This window comes from Microcoleus sp. B6-A1, from assembly GCF_036705085.1.
Taxonomy (GTDB): domain Bacteria; phylum Cyanobacteriota; class Cyanobacteriia; order Cyanobacteriales; family Microcoleaceae; genus Microcoleus.
On record NZ_JAUBTU010000012.1, the window covers coordinates 1 to 18,914 of the forward strand.

The window sequence follows — 18,914 nt, forward strand, 5'->3', positions numbered from 1 at the left end:
CTTTGTCTCGGATGATTCACTTTTACCCCCTCAATCCGCGTATGTGCCAGTTGGGGGTGCGGAATGTGGGTTATAAACCCGCCCCCACACCGCTAATAATGTACATCAACCAACACGGGCGATCGCCTGAAAAAAATGTATATTTCGATTTACCGTGGGGCGGGGGCGGGTTTTTGAGATTATTTGTTTGAGGCGTAGATTGTCGAAAAACCCGCCCCTACAACCAATATTTTAATTCCCCAGTATGAAGTAATTGGGCCTAATTAACAGGACATAATATCACAACTAATGACTAATGACCAATGCCCCATGCCCAATAACTAATGCTTTTCACCCAAAATAGCATAAACCACAGTCTCTTCTTTTTTGCCGCGCAATAGAATTGAGCCTACTTTTTGGCCTTCGTAGCGATCGCGCACATAAGCAAAAGTCCTCGCCGTCACCAACAAATTAAAAGGACTGTCAGAAACAATTTCCTTATTCATCGCCTCCAATCTAGCAGCAACGTTGACAGCATCGCCAATCACAGAATAATTCAAACGCCGGGAACCGCCCACGCTACCAGCAACTAACTGTCCGGTATGCAAACCGATGCCAAACTTAATTAAAGGTTTGTGTTCACTTCTAAGCTGCTGATTAAGTTGGTGCAGCCGTTCGTGCATCGCAATACAAGCCGCAACTGCATTCAAAGCATCTTGTTGAATTTCTCGATATTCGGTATGGCAAAAAGGCACTCCAAAAACTGCCATAATTGCATCACCGATGTATTTATCTACAACGCCGCCGTGATCCATAATACAGTTAGTCATCGCTTCCAAATAATTGTTCAACCAGGTGAGTAAATCTCGCGGTCGCATTTTTTCTGAAATGGAAGTAAAACTACGAATATCCATAAACAGCACCGTTGCTGTAAGTTCTTGAGGTTCGAGTTCTCCCTGTTCAAATATCTCCGCTTTGCGTTCCCAAATAAGCTGAGCTGTCTCCGGAGCGACGTGCTTTTCAAATAACCTCATCAACTGCTGCTTTTCGTACTGTTCCCGCAGTTGCAAAGCAGTGCCCGATAAAATGAGGGTGCCGATAGGTGCGGCAATCGGAACCCACCAAAAAAAGAAGCCAAATAACAATGCACCAGCCCCAATCCAAATTATAGGCAAACCGAGAGCGATCACAATTCTCTCTTTAACACCTCGGTTGCCCAGAACCAAAGCGGTAAGCGGGCCAATCCCCAACAATAACAAAATTTCTACGAGTACCGGCAGTCGCTGCAGCAAGCGTTGATTGAGCAAATTGTCAATCAACGCTGCATATAAATAAACCCCAGCCGTAGTCTTGTTGAGAGGTGAAGATATCGGATCGAAACCGGTAGCAACTATGCCCACTAAAACTAACTTATTAGTCAGATCATCTGCAGGAATTCTACCTTCTACGACATCAACAAAAGCATAGGTAGGTAGATTTTCTGTTTTCCCCGGCCAGTTAACCCAGACTTTTTTTTCCTGCTTATTTTTGGACTGTGGGAGCAATACTGGATCTTGGGGATTAGCAGCATTGTACCTGTGAGTCATTGCTAAACCAAAATTAGGAATCCCGTTGAGAAAGATTTTTGACTCGCGGGTAATACCGTCGCTATCGGCTTCTTGGCTGATGTGGCCGACACCTGCGGCGACTGCTTTTAAAGATGCTACGGGTTCTTCTTTGGGGGTTCTAGGGAGTACAACTTTGCCGTTGGCGGCGATCGCAGCGGCTAAAATATCATCTTTCGGACTTGGATCGAGGAAAAGAATGTCAAAACCAACTGCTGTAGGGGGAGATTTTTTCAGCGCTTCTAGCAGTTGGGCGTAGCGGTTGCGGGGCCAAGGAAATTGACCGTATTCTTGCAAGGAATGCGGTTCGATCGCAATTACCGCAATTCTCGAATCCCATCCAGGATTTGGCAAAATTCCAGATTCTCGAATTTGAAATAGCATTTTGTATCCCAAATATTCAAGGGGTTTCCATATTCCAAATTGCAGCATGGCGACAGACATTATACCTACTAATGCCCCTGTCATCCAGGGAGGATTTGTGGTTATATATTGCCGGAGTCCGAGCAGTTTATTTTGTTTGAGATGATCAATCCATTCTTTTAACTTCATGCAATTAATTTGACGCAATCATTGACATTCGAGTCCGAACTTCGAGAGGAGTGAGAGTCATGAAGTTTTACAATACCGCAAGGGCGAAGGGTGAGGCAAAATTTATTTATTTTGACTACCGAGATTCACCGCGAAATGCTTCGCACCTACACAAAATAATCAACCCTGATAGGAGTTAGGATCTAACTCACATCTTGCACCATTGTCAAGAACAGGCAAGATGCCTGTTCCACAAAGAGTGAATTTTCTTGTGGAACAGGCCGGAAAGCCTGTTCCTAAAAAGCTTATTGAGAATGATGCAACATCTCAGATCTAACTCACGTCCTCAGAGACTGCCCGCGTAAATTACTCGCGACGATAGGTTGTTTAGCGAACTGCGAGGCTGTAATGCCTTTGTGTGACTGACGGGCCTCGCACTACGATTTTGAGGCGGCGACTTGGGGGTAAAATTCCTTGGATTTTGAAGTTGCCATTTCGATCGATCTTAATTTCTTCGTTGTAGACATAAACTGTGTCGATCGGGTTAATTTGACCGCTGAGGCTATAGATATTGCCGCTGAGTCTCAACAAACTGCGGACTTTGAGTTGAGCTAGGCGAGGGCTGGCTGAGGGCGCCACGGGGGAGGTTTGAGGGAAAATAGTCGTGGAGTTGCCGCTGTTGAGAACTACTTCTGAGTCGGTGTTGCCGGATACTACGACTGCACCTTCAATAGTTTGGACTGCGGTTTTGCCACCACTGACGCTGACGCCAAAGGAGGTGCCGCGGACTCCGGCAACGCCTTCTGGGGTTTCAACCCTGACTGGGGCCCTTTTGGCAGAACGGGTTTTTTGGGCAATTTGACTGGATTTGCCGAGTCCGCTGAAGGTATTGAGGGCGACTATTTGGTTTGGGGGGATAATTGTTGAGGTGTTGGCTGCGGGAGTTGCCGCAGCAGTTTTGCCGATCGACAATCTGACTCGCCCCCTGCTGACAAAAATGGCTGTGCTTTTTTCGCCACCTGCACTGCTTGACAAATCGGATATTCTGACTGTGGTTTTTTCCGCAACTTCCACGGTGCCGATGTTGTTGTCGATGCCTAAACGGGCTGTGGAATTGGGGCCGGTGATGATTTCGTCTCCGGGCGCGAGTAGCCGATCGCCCACAACCGCCGGCCGCCCTTTAAAGCTGACTGTACCGCGAATTTCTTCTATTTCGAGCGATCGTCCGCCCGCTGTTCCCTGAGCGTTTATCGTCTCTGCTGGGGATGAATTCGCCGCCACTGTTGTCGGATTTGTTGGAGAGTTTGAGGCGGTTGGCAGTGCTGGCTGTCGATCGACTGAGATAATTTTAGTAGCGTTCAACTGCTGTTTGGGGGATGGAGAGAGCGGACTGGCGATCGTCCCACGAAAGGGCTGCAGACTGGCCAGCACAGCCAAGGACAAACTTAGGAGCGGAATTTTGGTCGATCGCCAGCACGTAAAAATTTTATTCATTATTTCAATTTTGTGATCTTGAAGTTCCTTGACTTCCTTTCCTCTATTAGACTCCCTAAATCCGGCAATCGTTCCATTTTTTATGCCGTAACACAGCAGCAAAAATAAACTTTATCAGCCTGAAAGTTTAGCATTAAAAATTCTTTTTTTGGTCAGATTTTAGTAAACTGTTACAACATGGCATTTTACTAAAATCTGAGCTTCTGGAAATTTTGCCAACCCGACTCAAAGTCCTTTGCAGCATGAAGTTTCGCCGCTGTCAACATCAGAGAGGGCCGATTTATATATAGCCAACATAAAATTAATTACTGCTTTTGAAGGCCTTTTGGCTTCTGCCTGAAGGATGACTAATTAGGGATAAATTCTGTAGTTGTGGCAATTAATAAAAAACTTCTTTTTGCGAAGCAATAAAAAATAATTATCTAAGTGGTGAACAGCCTCTGCCAGTGGAGCTTGCCACTGTGAAACCTTATGAAGCAAACCCAAGCGAATCAGGGTAGACGATCGACAAACTCCGACTAGAATACCGTCTTTTAGGGAAAGTTGGTGGAAATTTCGATGGAAAATCATAGGGAGCGATCGACGGAGGGTGTGGCTGTTCCGAAGTAGACGCCAAACTGTAAAATAAACGGTTGTATAGAGCAGGAGAACAATTTCAGTGGCAATAGAAGTAGGTCAGAGAGTGAAGGTGCGCCGTCTCAGAGATCGGATACCTGCAAATATGGTGGGCAAGATAAAGGAGAATCCAGTAGGCACTGTTGACGGATTCAGAATGGTTGACGGTAGCGGAGTAGGCGTGGTTGTCAAGTTCGACGGTTTTGCGACTTGGTTCTTTGAAGATGAGCTAGAACCCGTTTAACAGATGTAGAAGGAAGAGGGGCACGACACGGATTCGGACACGGATACACGGATTGAATTTAACTGTGTTTCCTTTCGTCTCCTACTCTCCCCCTCTCCCACTCTCCCCCTCTCCCCCTCTTCCCCTCTCCCCCTCTCCCACTCTCCCACTCTCCCACTCTCCCACTCACCGACTCTCCTCTTCCTCCACTGTCCCCCCTCCCCCACTCTGGCTGAAGGTTGCGCTTAAATGTTAAAGAGTAAGCTTTGGCAGTGAGAACAGAAAATGGCTTTGATTTTGACATTTTTGGGCAAAGGCGGCACTGGCCGCAGTACGATCGCGATCGCAACAGCTAAAAAATACGCGGCTCAAGGCAAGCGAGTTCTGCTGCTCGGCCAAGATCCGGGCCCTGCATTGGGTATTCTGCTAGGGGTTCCCCTGACTCTCAACCCCCAGGAAATCGCCCCTAACCTCAAAGCAGTTCAGGTGCAAAGCGGGCCACTGCTAGAACGCAGGTGGGACGAAGTTAAACAACTAGAAGCTCAATATGTCCGTACTCCGTTTTTCAAGCAGATTTACGGTCAAGAATTAGGGGTGTTGCCGGGAATGGACAGCGCGCTGGCGTTGAACGAACTTCGGGAATACGACGACAGCAAACAATACGATGTAATTGTTTATGACGGCAATGGCGGCATGGATACGCTGCGGATGCTGGGAATGCCGGAAATTCTGAGTTGGTACATCCGCCGCTTCCGCCAAGCTTTGGTAGATTCGGATTTGGGTAAAGCTTTGTCGTCGTCGCCTTTTATTCAACCGCTTGTCAGTACCGTGTTGACGGTGGATTTGTCGGGAGACAATGCTTTTCAATCTACTAAGCAAGTCGATAATCTTTTGGATAAGGGTAAGGAAACGCTGGCAGATCCGAACCGCACGGCGGCTTTTTTGGTAACGACTGGGGATGCAAGTGCGATCGCAACTGCCCGCTATCTTTGGGGAAGTTCTCAACAAGTTAGTTTGACTGTGGGCGGTGTCATTGTTAATCAAGCACCGATTACAGAAGCTATTACTGCCGAGTTTGATCCTTTGACCGCTGTTTCGGTTCCGGCGCACAGTGACAATAATAATTGGCAGCCGCTAATTGATGCTTTGCCCGATTTTTCTCAGGCGGCAAAAGCTCCTCAACCCATTAACATCAACATTGCACAGCGTCAAGTTAGTTTGTTTTTGCCTGGGTTTGACAAGAAAGAAATTAAATTGATTCAATCCGGGCCGGAAGTGACGATCGAAGCGGGCGATCAGCGGCGCAATATTTTGCTGCCTCCGGCGCTAACTGGTAAATCTGTTACTGGTGCTAAGTTCCTGAATGGTTACTTGATTATTTCTTTTTAGGGTAAGGAAGAAGGCACGACACGGATTTTGACACGGATACACGGATGAATTATCGAGTTCTCTAATATCATGTGTCGTAGATTCGTTGTTGTGTAATTTCTGCGATCGTAGGGGCGGGTTTTACCAACCATAATCGCCTGAAAAAAACAATCTCAAAAACCCGCCCCTACCCAACGAATAATATTAATGTACATTCAGATTTATGGTGGGTGGGGGCGGGTTTATATGAATTGTCGATCGTCGTTATATATTGTTGGTGAACCCGCCCCTACGACATTTGGTAATTAAATCGACATCAACGCGCAAAATGTACATTCACCCCCAAAATCTGCTACAATCTCCAACAACACATCATCCACCCAGCCAATGTTCCGACAAATTTGGCAACGCATCCTCAACCTGTGGCGGCAAATTCAGCGGCGATTCCGCAAACCAGCACCGCCACCGCCAGATCCAATTCCGATTCGCTCTTTTGGGGAATACGAACAGAAATTCATGGCACTGTTAGAGGGTGTTGCACAAGGCTGGAGTCGGGGCGATATTAAAGGCTTTTTAATCGTCTGCAAAATCAAAGATGCTGAGTGGGAAAACTGGCTGCAAGAATTTGGAGAAAGGTTGCTGGTATCGCCGGAAACACATTTAGAATTGGGTGGGCGGATGGTGGGGCTGGGTGAGATGAATTGCGGGAGAATTAGTGAGGTTGCTGGGAAGATTGGTAGGGAATTGTTGGCTGGGGAGAGTTGGAATCGGACTCTTGCGGATGGTTCATTGGTTGTAAGTGAAGATATTGTTACTCCATTGTTGGAAAGGGAGGGTTTGAGTGCTTCTTCTACGGATAATTCATCGGATGCTGATGAAGACGATTCAACCTGGAAGTCAAAAACAAAATATATAGAGATAGAAATCAGTGGAGCTGATGAAGACGATTCAACCTGGAAGTCAAAAACAAAATATATAGAGATAAAAATCAGTGGAGATGAACTGATCAGATCAGAAATAGAAATGAGTCAAGAGGCATCAGAATTATATGAACAAGGACAAGAACATCTTGATACGGGAAATTTAGAAGGGGCGATCGCAGCCTATGAAAAAGCCTCAGAAATTGAGCCACAAAACTATCTTTCCTGGAACAAGCTAGGTGATACCCTAAATGATTTTGGCTGCTACAGTGAGGCGATCGCAGCCTATAAAAAGGCTTTAGAAATTCACCCTCAAAATATTCTTTCCTTGCACGGGCTGGGCATTACCCTATATCATTTAGGCCACTACAGTGAGGCGATCACATCCTTCAAGCAAGTCTTAAAAATCAACCCCAAAATTCACTTTACCTGGAACGGGCTGGGCAAGATATTAGGAGAGGTGGGCAGCTACAAAGAGGCGATCGCAGCCTTCGATAAAGCCTTAGAATTTACAGACGATCAATGCTGGGAAGCTTGGTTCAATCGAGGTTCGGTATTTTTAAAATCAGGACGCTACCTTGAAGCTATTAAAAACTCGGATGAAGGCTTAGAGAAATATCAGCCCAGCAACCACGACTATCGCCTCGCTTGCGGCACATTGCACCAACACAAAGGCGAGGCACACTACATACAGGGCAAAGAAACAGCCACTTATTTGGAATCATTCCACAAAGCCAAAGCCAGCTACGAACAAGCCCGCGAATTCTTGAAATCTCCCCTCATCCCAGAAACTTATTTAGAAGTAATGCAAGGCTTAATTACCGTCTGCCGCAGCTTGGGAGATGCCAAAACCAGCGAGTACCTTACCGAAGCTACTACCGTCTTAGAAACCTTACTTTTAGATAATGAAACTCACCCCGAAATCAAACAGCGACTCCAGCGCAAATTTGTCGGACTTTACCAATTAGAAGTCGATAGCCTCGTCGAGTCTGGCGACAAGGTAAATGCACTGGAAAAAGCCGAAGCCAGGAAAAACTTTTGCCTGCAATGGATGCGCGCAGCTTCGCCAAACCGCACCGCCAGCCCGACTTATCCCGAAATCCGAGATTTACTCACAAACAACACCGAAACCGCGATTATTTACTGGCATCTCAGCCCAGTTTCCCTGACTGCTTTTATCATTACCCCAGACAAGTTTGAAGTTATCGGCACACCTGTCACCGATATATTCGCAAAGCGCAACAGTCAGACTTTAGAAAAATGGCTAAAAAACTGGAAAACCCACTATCAAAATTACGGCAAAACTACCAGCAAACAGCAAAGCAAAGAATCCCATCTCTGGCGCGAGTCAATGACAGCGCAATTGCAAAAACTGGCTGACATCCTCAAAATTCCCGAAATTTGTACGCACCTCACCAATATCCAACACTTAATCTTAATTCCCCACCGCGACTTGCATCTGCTGCCACTGCACTTCTTATTCTCCGATAATCTTTTCACTATCACTTATCTGCCCAGCATCCAAGTTGGGATAGATAGATTAGACAGAAAACCGTCACATTCAATGTCTCTGCTGTTGGTAGAAAGCCCAGATCCATTACTTTTTGCTGAAATAGAAGCGCCCGCGATCGCAAATTTTCACCTTAACTGCAATACCATCTCCAGTTCACAAGCTACCACAGACAATCTTAAAGAAGCTCTGCAACAAGCTGCTGACATATTCCATTTTACAGGTCACGCCTACCACAACACAAAACAGCCGTCCCAGTCAGCGCTAATCCTGAAAAACAAACAGCCTCTAACTTCAGAAGAAATCGCCAATTTCGATTTGAAAAGCTATTATCTAGTCTGCCTTTCCGCTTGCGAAACTGGCATAACAGGAAAAGAAGAACTGATAGATGAATTTGTCGGTTTAGCCAGCAGCTTTTTAGCTGCGGGTGCTGTTTACGCCCTCAGCACCCTCTGGATAGTTGATGAGATATCTACCGCCTTAATGATGATTCGATTCTATGAAATTCTCAACGAACAGCGTTGCCAAAATAAATTGCATCCGGCACTAGCCCTCAAAGAAGCGCAAAAATGGCTCCGAACTATTACTTACAGCCAACTATCCGACTGGTATCTAGAATTGGCTCAAGTAACGTACAATTCCAGTTGCAGTCAAGATTTGAGAGACGAAGCTAACCTAATCCGCAGAAATGATGCTAAAATGGACTCTGACAAACCTCCTTATGCCGCTCTCTATCACTGGGCAGGTTTCACGATTACTGGTAAAGTTAATCCCTAACTTCCCAACCATCGACTATTATGAAAGCAACAGATATTATTCGGCTACAAGCGATCGGGGCTACTTTAGCTCAACTAGATTCATCTGTTCAACTTGGCGAGTTGGAAGATAGTATCATAAGTTCTGCGATATTAGCTTTTGAAAAATTAGCCGGACAAAACACTACTATCAACGAAATTTACACAAGAGAACGCCTCGACTTAAAAGAGCAGTACCAAGCAAAATCAAAAGACAAACGCTCCCAGCCCACAAGTGACAGCATTTTCAGCACTGACGCTGGAAATTTAAGCCCTTCCTTTCCTCCGCCACAAGGAGAATTGGAGAATCCCTCTGCAATAGCTACAGCGTTTGACAATTTAATTGCATCTTTTAATCAAATCAAAAGCCTGTACGCGGTTGAAAACCCTGTAGAAAGTTTTAAAATCATCATCGAACAAGAAGCGATCGCACTTTTGATTCTCGAAGCTCATTCTAAGATTAGACAACTATTTCCTACGGAAAGATTAGGCTTAGAAGTGAAAACCGATCCAGAAATTGCAAATTGGCGATCGCTGTGGATTGCTATCTACACTAAACTCGAAGTCGAGGAAGCTTTTGCCAAGTTAAACATCCTTGATGATAGTTGGTGGCTCGAAGCTAAAATAGCTGCCCCCAAAAATGATTTACATATTAGCCTTGAATGGGAGCCAAATGAGATTTGATTGGTCTGAATATTTGAATTTAGCTCAAGAGTTAGCGGCTACAAATAGTGACAGTTCAGCTAACAGGGAAGCCAAGTTGCGATCGGCGATAAGTAGAGCATACTATTCGACATTTTGCCTAGCGCGAAATTACTTGCGCGACATTGAAAAAGACCCAAGACTTTTTCGTAAGAATCGCGATATCAACGAACATCAATATGTAGCAGAAGAATTTATATACCACCCAACTAAAAAGAAAAACATGGTCAAAATAGGTGAAAATTTAAGCAGATTGAGAGAACTTAGGAATAAAGCTGATTATGAAGATACTATGTTTAACTTCAAAGGAGAAGCGAGAAATGCGTTAGTGCTAGCTGAGAATATTATTTCAGCGTTAAGTAACTTAACTGAATAATCAGGTAAATCTGAGATGTTGCACCATTCTCAATAAGCTTTTTATGAACAGGCTTTCCGGCCTGTTCCACAAGAAAATTCACTCTTTGTGGAACAGGCCGGAAAGCCTGTTCTTGAGAATGGTGCAAGATGTGAGGTAAATAGAAATTGAGCCCAATAAACTTTAATGGCAACTCGTGCAAAAACCCGGTTTATTGAAAAAACCGGGTTTTTTAAGACAATTACCTAACTTTTACCGTTACCGTTTCCATTGCCGCCAGTCGTTAACAAAACCCGCTTAGCTAAAGGTTCCGGCACTTCTTGCAGCCGATCGAACTCCCAATTAAAAAATCCAACTCCCATCGTCTGCGATCGCAATTCTACGATCAAATTCTGCATTTCTGCGATCGGCAAATAAGCAGAAACTGCATCCCATCCCTTCCAGTCTTTTTTACCTTCGTAGCCGAGAATTTGGCCCCGGTGTCCGCTGACCAACTGCAACACCTTTGATGTACACTCGTTCGGAGCGCAAATTTCAACTTTGGCGATCGGCTCCAGCAATGCCGGTTCGCACTTGGCCATTCCCTCCTGCATCGCCAAACGCGCCGCTTGCTTGAAAGCTTGTTCGGAACTGTCAACGGTATGATAGGAACCGTTCGTCAGCGTCACCGCTACGTCTACCACCGGGAAACCCAGCGGGCCCCGATCCAAATACTCGCGCACTCCGACTTCAACGCCGGGAATGTACTGTTTTGGGACGACGCCGCCGACTATTTTGTCGGTAAAGGTGAAACCTTCTCCGCGAGGCTGCGGTTGAATGTCGAGGTACACGTCGCCGAATTGTCCGTGTCCCCCGCTTTGGTGTTTGTAGCGCCCGTGGATGGAAGATGCAGGTTTGCGGATGGTTTCTTTGTACGGCACTTGCGGTAAGTGAGTTACCATCGGCAAGTTATACTTGCGGCGCAACCTGTCTAAGGCTACTTTTAGGTGGATTTCGCCTTGACCCCAAAGTATAATTTCGTGAGTGTCGCCGTGCTGTTCCCAGACTAAAGATGGGTCTTCTTCTAGCAATTTAGCTAAAGCGGAGCTCAGCTTAACTTCATCGTTGCGCTTTTCTGGGACGATCGCCCGTGCGTAGACAGGGGAGATAATTTCTGCTTTTGGCAATAATTCCTCAGAACCCAGCGTATCGCCTGTTTTCACGCCTTCTAGCCTTCCCACAGCCACTATTTCCCCGGCGCTGACAGACTGCAAACTTTGCGTTTGCTGGCCGGTCAAGCGGTACAAACCGTTAACTCGAACGCCGTTCAAAATTGCTCCGTCTGCCAGCGTCCCCCGCCACATTCTCACTAACGATAGTTTGCCTCCCTGCGGCGTGTAATAGGTTTTGAGGATTTGAGCTAGAACTTTGTTTTCACTTTGTATAATGCCACGGCGATCGGCTGTAGTTTCCGGTGTCGGCGCTTCCCTCAGCAAAGCTTCCAGCAGAGGCCGCACGCCGAAATCTTGTTCGGCGATGCCGATGAATACTGGCACAATTAAATCTGCGCCTAATTCCATCTTTAAATCGCGGGTAATTTCTTCAACGTCGGGATTGATTTCTTCGAGCAATTCTTCGAGTAAATGGTCGTCAAAATTCGCCAATTCTTCGAGCATTTGCTGCCGCGCTGCGCTTTCTTGTGCTTTGAGGTGTTCTGGAAGCGGGACGGGATCTGCGGCGGCGCCCGGATGGTAGTGGTAAGCTTGTTCGGTTACTAAGTCGATAAAACCGATGATTTGTTCGTTTTTGCCGATCGGATATTGGTGAGGTACGATCGGTCTACTGGAAACGGATTTGAGCGCGTCAATCACGTCGGTGAAGTTGCTGCCGCAAGTAGTTTCGTCTGTGTAAGCTCGATCGATCTTGTTGATGAAAACTAGGTGGGGAATTTCCCAATCGTCTAGGAATTTAAACAGGGGTGCGAGGGTTAAAGTGCGATCGGCAACGGGTTCGCAAACTATTATCGCCGCATCCACACCAATCAGGGCATTGTAAGTTTCTTGGGCAAATTCTACCGAGCCCGGACAGTCGAGAAATGTGAAGCGGACGCCTTGATATTCAGCGGTGGCGGCGTTTACTTCTACGCTCATTTGGCGATCGCGTGCTTCCGGCGAACTATCACCTATTGTGTTGCCATCCTTGACATTTCCTTTGCGGGTAATTGTCCCTGTCACCGACAGCAAACTTTCGAGCAGTGCGGTTTTACCGCTTAAATAAGGGCCAACAATTGCAACGTTTCGCGTGGCCCCAATGACTTTTTCGTTCATATTCCCTCCAACAGAAAACTTGTTTTCCATTGCTCTTTGTGCAATCAGTTCTCTATCATTTTCTAGAGTTTTTCTAGGTTAATTTTTATTGCAGTTTCGAGCAATTTCATATTTTGGTATGATTCTATACTTTTGACGGTAGCGTGTTTTGAGTGACGCAAACACAAATTGTAGTTTTTCTTAATATTTGGATTTTTTAACCGCAGAGAACGCAGAGAACGCAGAGGAAGAGAAGAGAGAGACTAATAATTCTGATGAAGAGCGGATTTGATATCACTCTTCCTCTGTCTCGATTGGTCTAATTTCTGAGCAGTCGCAAACCGCTTAAGGTTACTATTACTGTAGAGCCTTCGTGACCGATGACGCCTAAAGGCATGGTGATGTTTCCGAAGAAATTGGCAGCCAGTAACAGTATAATGCAACTGAGTGCAAAAACAATGTTTTGTTTGACAACTTTTTGAGCGCGGCGGCCTAAACTAATGGCTTTAGCTAGTTGCTCTAATTTATCTGCCATTAATACGATATCAGCAGTTTCTAAAGCAACGTCGCTGCCGGAAATTCCCATCGCAATGCCCACGGAAGCTTGAGCGAGGGCGGGGGCGTCGTTGATGCCGTCTCCTACCATTGCTACAGTTTGATACTGGGTTTGCAGTTGTTTAATTGCCTGCACTTTGTCTTCTGGCAAAAGTTCGGCGTACACTTCTTTGATGCCTAATTGACGGGCGATGTGTTGAGCTGTTTGCTCGTTGTCGCCGGTTAGCATAATTATATGTTCTATGCCTAATTTTTGCAAGCGTTTTACCATTGCTGCTGCTTCGGGGCGGAGGGTATCTGCTACTGCAATGATTCCCAAAAGTTGAGCGCCCTTTGCCACCCAAACAACTGTTTTACCTTCGGCTTGCAACTGCTGGCTGATTTGAGTCAATTCGGAAGTTGCTTGGACAAAATTGGCTTTACCAATGGCAATGATTTGATTGTTAACTTTGCCGACTATTCCTTGGCCGATTTTTGCTTGTACGTCGGTAGCGGTTGACAATTGTAACTGTTGCTGCTGGGCGGCGCTGACAATTGCGTGGGCGATCGCGTGTTCGGAATGAGCTTCTAGGGCTGCTGCCAATTGCAGAACTTCTGTTTCAGTATATCCGGCTGCTGGTACAATTTGGATAACTTCAGGTTTTCCCGTGGTGAGAGTTCCGGTTTTGTCAAAGGCGATCGCCCTGACTTTACCAATCATCTCTAATTGCGCGCCACTTTTAAACAAAATCCCCTGTCTCGCCCCGTTAGCAATTCCCGAAAGCAGCGCCGGCATAATCGAAGCCATCAGCGCGCAGGGGGATGCGACTACTAGGAAAATCAGCGCCCGATAGATTGTCTCTTCCCAATTCCAGCCCAAAACAAAGGGCGGCAAAGTTGCCAGCAGCAAGCCTAAACCGACAATTAATTTGGCATAACCGCGCTCGAATTTTTCCACAAACATTTGAGAAGGCGGCGCTGCTGTTTGCGCTTCTTGAACCAGCCGAATCACTCGCTGAATCAAGCTGCTTTCTGGAGTTTTATGAACTTCGAGTTTCAGCGCGCCGACACCGTTGATTGTACCTGCATAGACTTCATCGCCGCTGGTTTTCTCCACGGGCATCGATTCGCCGGTAATCGAGGCTTGATCGATCGCACTGTAGCCTTCAATAATTATCGCATCTGTGGGGATGATTTCTCCGGGCTTGACTAAAATGTAATCGCCAATTTCCAATTTGTCGATCGCAACTTCCCGTTCCCCCCCGTACATTACCACCCTAGCAGTATCCGCAGTCAAACTCATCAAACTGCGGATGCTGCGTTCAGTCCGCTGCATAGCATAACCTTCAAGGGCGCCGCTAATTGCAAAGATTAAAATCAACACCGCACCGTCAACAATTAAATGATATTCTTGCCGCCATAGCCCTAAACCGGCCGCGCCCAAAGCAGCGACAATCATTAACAAATCTACATCTAATTCGCGTTCTTGAAAAAGCGTAGTTAAGCCTTCGCGGGTACTGGAATAGCCGCCGATAACATAAGCTGCGGGTAAGATTAACACGGCTACACCCAGCCAGCCGAGTTGCAGGGCTAGGGAACCCAAGATTACTAGAATTCCGCACAGGGCGGCAGTCACAGCGTCTGGATGTTCTTCTGCTAACTGGGAGATGCGAGAAATTGACAAAGAATTAGAAGTCATTTGTAAAGCTTGATTTGGTAGAATGACTCTTTTAGCCTAAACCTTGACATTAGTGTCAATGTCAAGAGTGAAACTAAAATAAATCCAGCATCAACTCGCCTCTCGTTGAGTACCAGAGTCAGACAGTCCGACAGGGAATGAATTCCCTGTCTCATAGCGCAAGTCCTCTGAAAGAGGACTGAAGATAGCTGAGAATTGAATTTAATGTTTCAGTCGGTTTTAACTCACATCTTGCACCATTCTCGCTTAACAGGCTTTTCGGCCTGTTCCACAAAGACTATATTTTCTTGTGGAACAGGCCGAAAAGCCTGTTCCTAAAAAAGTAATTGAGAATGGTGCAAGATATAAGTTTTAACTGAGATATTGCACCATTGTCAAGAACGGGCAAGATGCCCGTTCCACAAAGAGTATATTTTCTTGTGGAACAGGCCGAAAAGCCTGTTCCTAAAAAAGTAATTGACAATGATGCAAGATAACTGAGATATTGCACCATTGTCAAGAACGGGCAAGATGCCCGTTCCACAAAGAATGAGTTTTCCTGTGGAACAGGCCGAAAAGCCTGTTCCTAAAAAAGTAATTGACAATGATGCAAGATATCAGTTTTAACTGACTTCTGCTATGAGACGGGGAATTGATTCACTCCTAGGACGGAGGGTGAATTCGAGAATCAAATATACAATCAAAATCCCAAAATCCCATGCAACAATACCTGACAATCAAACAACTTACAGAAGCGGTAAAAGGCACAATTACCCCTCGGATGGTGCGACATTATCACGCTTTGGGGCTGCTATCTCCGGCGGTACGATCGACTTCTAACTACAGATTGTATACCCGCAGCGATGTGCAAAGACTGCAAAGAATAGTCGCACTCAAGCAGCAAGGCTTTCAACTGTCTCACATCCGCAAACTGTTAGAAACTGACGCGGATGCTTCTCCTGACGCGCTGATGGCGACTCTGCAACGGCAATATCTGTCGGTTATTCAGCAAATTGTTCGCCTCAGAGAAACGGCATCGGCGCTGGAAGGATTGCTGGGGCGGGATATTTCCTGTCAAGCGGTGCAAGCGGACGCATTGGCGCAATTAAGGCTGTTGCAGGCGGAAACTGAGGGGGGGTTGGATGAGTGGGAACAACTTTGGGAGGGTTGGGATGCGGGGGCGCACACTCACCCGGAGGAGTTTGGGGAGTCGTTGCAGCATTTGTTGCCGGATTTGGCCGATCGCTCGGAAATTGAGGTAGACTTGCTTTCAAAACTGGTGTTAGCCTGCGGAGATTGTTCGCTGCTGCCGTTTGTGAAGTTGAGCGAAACGGCGATTAAATCGGCGCGGGAAGCTTTGAAAAATCAGTGTCAAATTGTGGCTGATGTGCCGCCTGTTTTTGCGGCTTTGGATCGAACTAGATTGGCGCATTTGGGAACAAGTATTGCAACTTTAATTGATGACCCGCACATCAATGCTGCGGCGGAAGCGGAACAGGAATTCTGGCAGCAGCGTGAGTGGTTTGATAAGTTGTTGAAACTGGAAAAAGGATGTATATTGGTGATAGGATATGCGCCGTCTGTGCTGATGGCGGTTTGCGAGGCGATCGAGTGTGGGCAATTGCAACCGGCTTTGGTAGTTGGAATGCCGATCGGTTTTAGTCATTCTCCGGTGGCGAAACGGCGGTTAGTGCGATCGGGCGTTGCTTATATTACGACTGTGGGAACTTTTGGCGGCGGATTGTTGGCGGCGGTTGCTTTGAATGCTTTGGTTGAGTCTTTGATTGAAAAGCCGAATTGTCATTGTCATTTGAAGTGAAGATGGGATTTAGGTTGGTTGCGGCGAAGAAGGAGTCAGGAGTCAGGAGTCAGGAGAAGAATACTCTCTTTCCTCCTGTCTCCTCCTCTGGTGAATACTTCCGAAAGTTTCAATCCCTGATAGGGAGTTTGGTTAATTGCGGCAAAGGTTTTTAGTGATTTTCCACGAATTTGATTTTTGTTTCAATCCCTGATAGGGAGTTTGGTTAATTGCGGCTTCCCGGTCAACTAGCTTTAGAGTTTTCTGAACCTGAGTTTCAATCCCTGATAGGGAGTTAGGTTAATTGTGGCTCAGCAAGAGCATATTCGGGCGCTCCGATACCCGAACACAAGTTTCAATCCCTGATAGGGAGTTAGGTTAATTGTGGCCCATCATTCGTGTTGACGCTAATCCACCAATTACCGGGAGATGGGTTTCAATCCCTGATAGGGAGTTAGGTTAATTGTGGCCTGATTGTCTATCACTCCCGCAGCTTGGGCTGCCTTGTTTCAATCCCTGATAGGGAGTTAGGTTAATTGTGGCAGCAAACTATTTTGGCGGCTTTTGAGGAGTCGGTTTCAATCCCTGATAGGGAGTTAGGTTAATTGTGGCCGGCATAGACCCGCGGCAGCAGCAAGCACTCCTGTTTCAATCCCTGATAGGGAGTTAGGTTAATTGTGGCTCGATCTTGTGATGCCAATACGAGAAATTCATCAATTTGGTTTCAATCCCTGATAGGGAGTTAGGTTAATTGTGGCTCGGTAATTACCAGTGGTGTTGTCAGCGCCGATCGCCCACCATGTTTCAATCCCTGATAGGGAGTTAGGTTAATTGTGGCCAGGGCCGCACAGCTCCGACATCATACCGTAGGAATAAGTCATCGCCCACCATGTTTCAATCCCTGATAGGGAGTTAGGTTAATTGTGGCGAATTTAGTCTTAGGGCTTGATGATTTAAAGTAGTTTCAATCCCTGATAGGGAGTTAGGTTAATTGTGGCTTTACAGGGAGCTGTACGAAGTGTTCCCAAATGTCAATCCCGTTTCAATCCCTGATAGGGAGTTAGGTTAATTGTGGCTTGAAGAAGAAAGCAGCTCTATTTATCACGGCTGCGTTTCAATCCCTGATAGGGAGTTAGGTTAATTGTGGCGATCGAGCTTCGACTAGAAATCGTGGCCATTTCCTGAACTTCTGGAGACATCGGCTGCTTGCGAGTTAGGTTAATTGTGGCGATCGAGCTTCGACTAGAAATCGGTGCACATTTACCGTGTTCGTTTCAATCCCTGATAGGGAGTTAGGTTAATTGTGGCATCCTCGGTATTGGCAATCACAGAAAATCTGAAGCGTTTCAATCCCTGATAGGGAGTTAGGTTAATTGTGGCTTGCCAGCCTTGACTTAGGTGGCTGGCTCAATCATGTTTCAATCCCTGATAGGGAGTTAGGTTAATTGTGGCGTTTGGCTGCTTTGTCAGGTTTACGAAGTAGTTAAACCAGTTTCAATCCCTGATAGGGAGTTAGGTTAATTGTGGCGCGGCCCTGATGAATTAAACGCGCTAGAGAGCCCGCGTTTCAATCCCTGATAGGGAGTTAGGTTAATTGTGGCCAGAGTTAGAAGCGCCGCGCAAGTTCCCAGGCAAGTTTCAATCCCTGATAGGGAGTTAGGTTAATTGTGGCTGAAAACGGCTGGCATTATTTACCCAAACCCCTTGCCCATGTTTCAATCCCTGATAGGGAGTTAGGTTAATTGTGGCCCGTGCCGTATCCACAATAGTGCGAGGGGATTAGAAAATTCGTTTCAATCCCTGATAGGGAGTTAGGTTAATTGTGGCAAATTTATCAAATTTTTCAGCTCCCATAAACTCTTGGTTTCAATCCCTGATAGGGAGTTAGGTTAATTGTGGCTTTTTTGCCCTTCGCTTGTAAATCCTTAACCCCTCGAAGGTTTCAATCCCTGATAGGGAGTTAGGTTAATTGTGGCGTCGGCGAGCGGGCTGTGTCATAATGTTGATGGGTTCCAAGGTTTCAATCCCTGATAGGGAGTTAGGTTAATTGTGGCATGATTACGGGAATGTTGAGAATGTCTCAATTATTTGTTTCAATCCCTGATAGGGAGTTAGGTTAATTGTGGCTAGTCTTCGTAAGTGCCGCCCCGTCTGCTGCGGTGTTTCAATCCCTGATAGGGAGTTAGGTTAATTGTGGCTTAGATTGTACTATAGAGGAATCAAATAAGCGAGCAACGGAGGTTTCAATCCCTGATAGGGAGTTAGGTTAATTGTGGCTCTTATATCAAATTCTAAATCTACACTTTCAGAGTTTCAATCCCTGATAGGGAGTTAGGTTAATTGTGGCACTTGTTAGAAACATCAATCCCTTTTCAAGTAAGTTTCAATCCCTGATAGGGAGTTAGGTTAATTGTGGCTTTTCCGGCGCACGCTGGCAAGATATTTGGCGGCTAATGGTAATGTTTCAATCCCTGATAGGGAGTTAGGTTAATTGTGGCGCAAGAATTCGCGGGCACCGGCGGCA

At 46.2% G+C, this 18,914-nt stretch carries 11 protein-coding genes and 2 CRISPR repeat arrays (1 of these 13 running past the window's edge); of the genes, 7 read left to right on the forward strand and 4 right to left on the reverse strand.

Going from position 1 to position 18,914, the window contains the following annotated elements; genetic code table 11:
• A partial coding sequence (locus QUB11_RS06360) for a hypothetical protein (protein WP_333201646.1) occupies positions 1-191 on the forward strand: 191 nt, incomplete at its 5' end.
• Between the two features lie 129 nt (positions 192-320).
• Here the strand turns inward: QUB11_RS06360 and QUB11_RS06365 are convergent.
• Together QUB11_RS06365 and QUB11_RS06370 are read right to left on the reverse strand one after the other, a co-directional pair.
• A complete protein-coding gene (locus QUB11_RS06365; protein ID WP_333201648.1) occupies positions 321-2,135 on the reverse strand; it encodes an adenylate/guanylate cyclase domain-containing protein in 1,815 nt (604 codons plus the stop codon).
• Between the two features lie 366 nt (positions 2,136-2,501).
• Positions 2,502-3,608 carry a FecR family protein gene (locus QUB11_RS06370; RefSeq protein ID WP_333201650.1) on the reverse strand — a complete coding sequence of 369 codons (1,107 nt, stop codon included), beginning with the start codon at positions 3,606-3,608 and terminating at the stop codon, positions 2,502-2,504.
• Positions 3,609-4,266: 658 nt separating this feature from the next.
• Here QUB11_RS06370 and petP point away from each other — a divergent pair.
• The 5 genes from petP (at position 4,267) to QUB11_RS06395 (ending at position 10,116) form a co-directional block, all read left to right on the forward strand.
• Positions 4,267-4,467 carry a cytochrome b6f subunit PetP gene (gene petP / locus QUB11_RS06375; protein ID WP_333054278.1) on the forward strand — a complete coding sequence of 67 codons (201 nt, stop codon included), beginning with the start codon at positions 4,267-4,269 and terminating at the stop codon, positions 4,465-4,467.
• 264 nt (positions 4,468-4,731) lie between these two features.
• Complete coding sequence (locus tag QUB11_RS06380) at positions 4,732-5,835, forward strand: Get3/ArsA fold putative tail anchor-mediating ATPase NosAFP (protein ID WP_333390041.1); 1,104 nt, start codon at positions 4,732-4,734, stop codon at positions 5,833-5,835.
• A gap of 366 nt (positions 5,836-6,201) precedes the next feature.
• Entirely contained in the window at positions 6,202-9,021 is a 2,820-nt protein-coding gene (locus QUB11_RS06385; RefSeq protein WP_333390043.1) for a CHAT domain-containing tetratricopeptide repeat protein, read from the forward strand.
• Between the two features lie 20 nt (positions 9,022-9,041).
• Entirely contained in the window at positions 9,042-9,722 is a 681-nt protein-coding gene (locus QUB11_RS06390) for a hypothetical protein (protein ID WP_333390045.1), read from the forward strand.
• Positions 9,712-10,116, forward strand: coding sequence for a HEPN domain-containing protein (locus QUB11_RS06395; protein ID WP_333390046.1), 405 nt, complete (start codon positions 9,712-9,714; stop codon positions 10,114-10,116). Before QUB11_RS06390 ends, QUB11_RS06395 begins: the two co-directional genes overlap by 11 nt.
• 224 nt (positions 10,117-10,340) lie before the next feature.
• Here QUB11_RS06395 and QUB11_RS06400 read toward each other — a convergent pair whose 3' ends face one another.
• Complete coding sequence (locus tag QUB11_RS06400; RefSeq protein ID WP_333390048.1) at positions 10,341-12,401, reverse strand: elongation factor G; 2,061 nt, start codon at positions 12,399-12,401, stop codon at positions 10,341-10,343.
• A gap of 298 nt (positions 12,402-12,699) precedes the next feature.
• Positions 12,700-14,613: a heavy metal translocating P-type ATPase gene (locus QUB11_RS06405; RefSeq protein ID WP_333390050.1), complete on the reverse strand. Its 1,914-nt coding sequence runs from the start codon at positions 14,611-14,613 to the stop codon at positions 12,700-12,702.
• A gap of 697 nt (positions 14,614-15,310) precedes the next feature.
• On the opposite strand from QUB11_RS06405, the gene QUB11_RS06410 reads away from it, so the two are divergent.
• The gene (locus tag QUB11_RS06410; protein WP_333201664.1) at positions 15,311-16,411 is read left to right on the forward strand and encodes a precorrin-8X methylmutase; all 1,101 of its coding nucleotides are present in this window, start codon (positions 15,311-15,313) and stop codon (positions 16,409-16,411) included.
• A 106-nt stretch (positions 16,412-16,517) separates the two neighbouring features.
• Positions 16,518-17,539: a CRISPR direct-repeat array (repeat unit 37 nt; unit sequence GTTTCAATCCCTGATAGGGAGTTTGGTTAATTGCGGC).
• 122 nt (positions 17,540-17,661) lie between these two features.
• Positions 17,662-18,914: direct repeats of the CRISPR family, unit length 37 nt (it continues 7,960 nt past the right edge of the window).

Coding starts and splice junctions, on each gene's coding strand:
- QUB11_RS06365 (WP_333201648.1), bottom strand. CDS start 2,135: ATGAAGTTAAAAGAATGGATTGATCATCTCAAACAAAATAAACTGCTC.
- QUB11_RS06370 (WP_333201650.1), bottom strand. CDS start 3,608: ATGAATAAAATTTTTACGTGCTGGCGATCGACCAAAATTCCGCTCCTA.
- QUB11_RS06380 (WP_333390041.1), top strand. CDS start 4,732: ATGGCTTTGATTTTGACATTTTTGGGCAAAGGCGGCACTGGCCGCAGT.
- QUB11_RS06385 (WP_333390043.1), top strand. CDS start 6,202: ATGTTCCGACAAATTTGGCAACGCATCCTCAACCTGTGGCGGCAAATT.
- QUB11_RS06390 (WP_333390045.1), top strand. CDS start 9,042: ATGAAAGCAACAGATATTATTCGGCTACAAGCGATCGGGGCTACTTTA.
- QUB11_RS06395 (WP_333390046.1), top strand. CDS start 9,712: ATGAGATTTGATTGGTCTGAATATTTGAATTTAGCTCAAGAGTTAGCG.
- QUB11_RS06400 (WP_333390048.1), bottom strand. CDS start 12,401: ATGAACGAAAAAGTCATTGGGGCCACGCGAAACGTTGCAATTGTTGGC.
- QUB11_RS06405 (WP_333390050.1), bottom strand. CDS start 14,613: ATGACTTCTAATTCTTTGTCAATTTCTCGCATCTCCCAGTTAGCAGAA.
- QUB11_RS06410 (WP_333201664.1), top strand. CDS start 15,311: ATGCAACAATACCTGACAATCAAACAACTTACAGAAGCGGTAAAAGGC.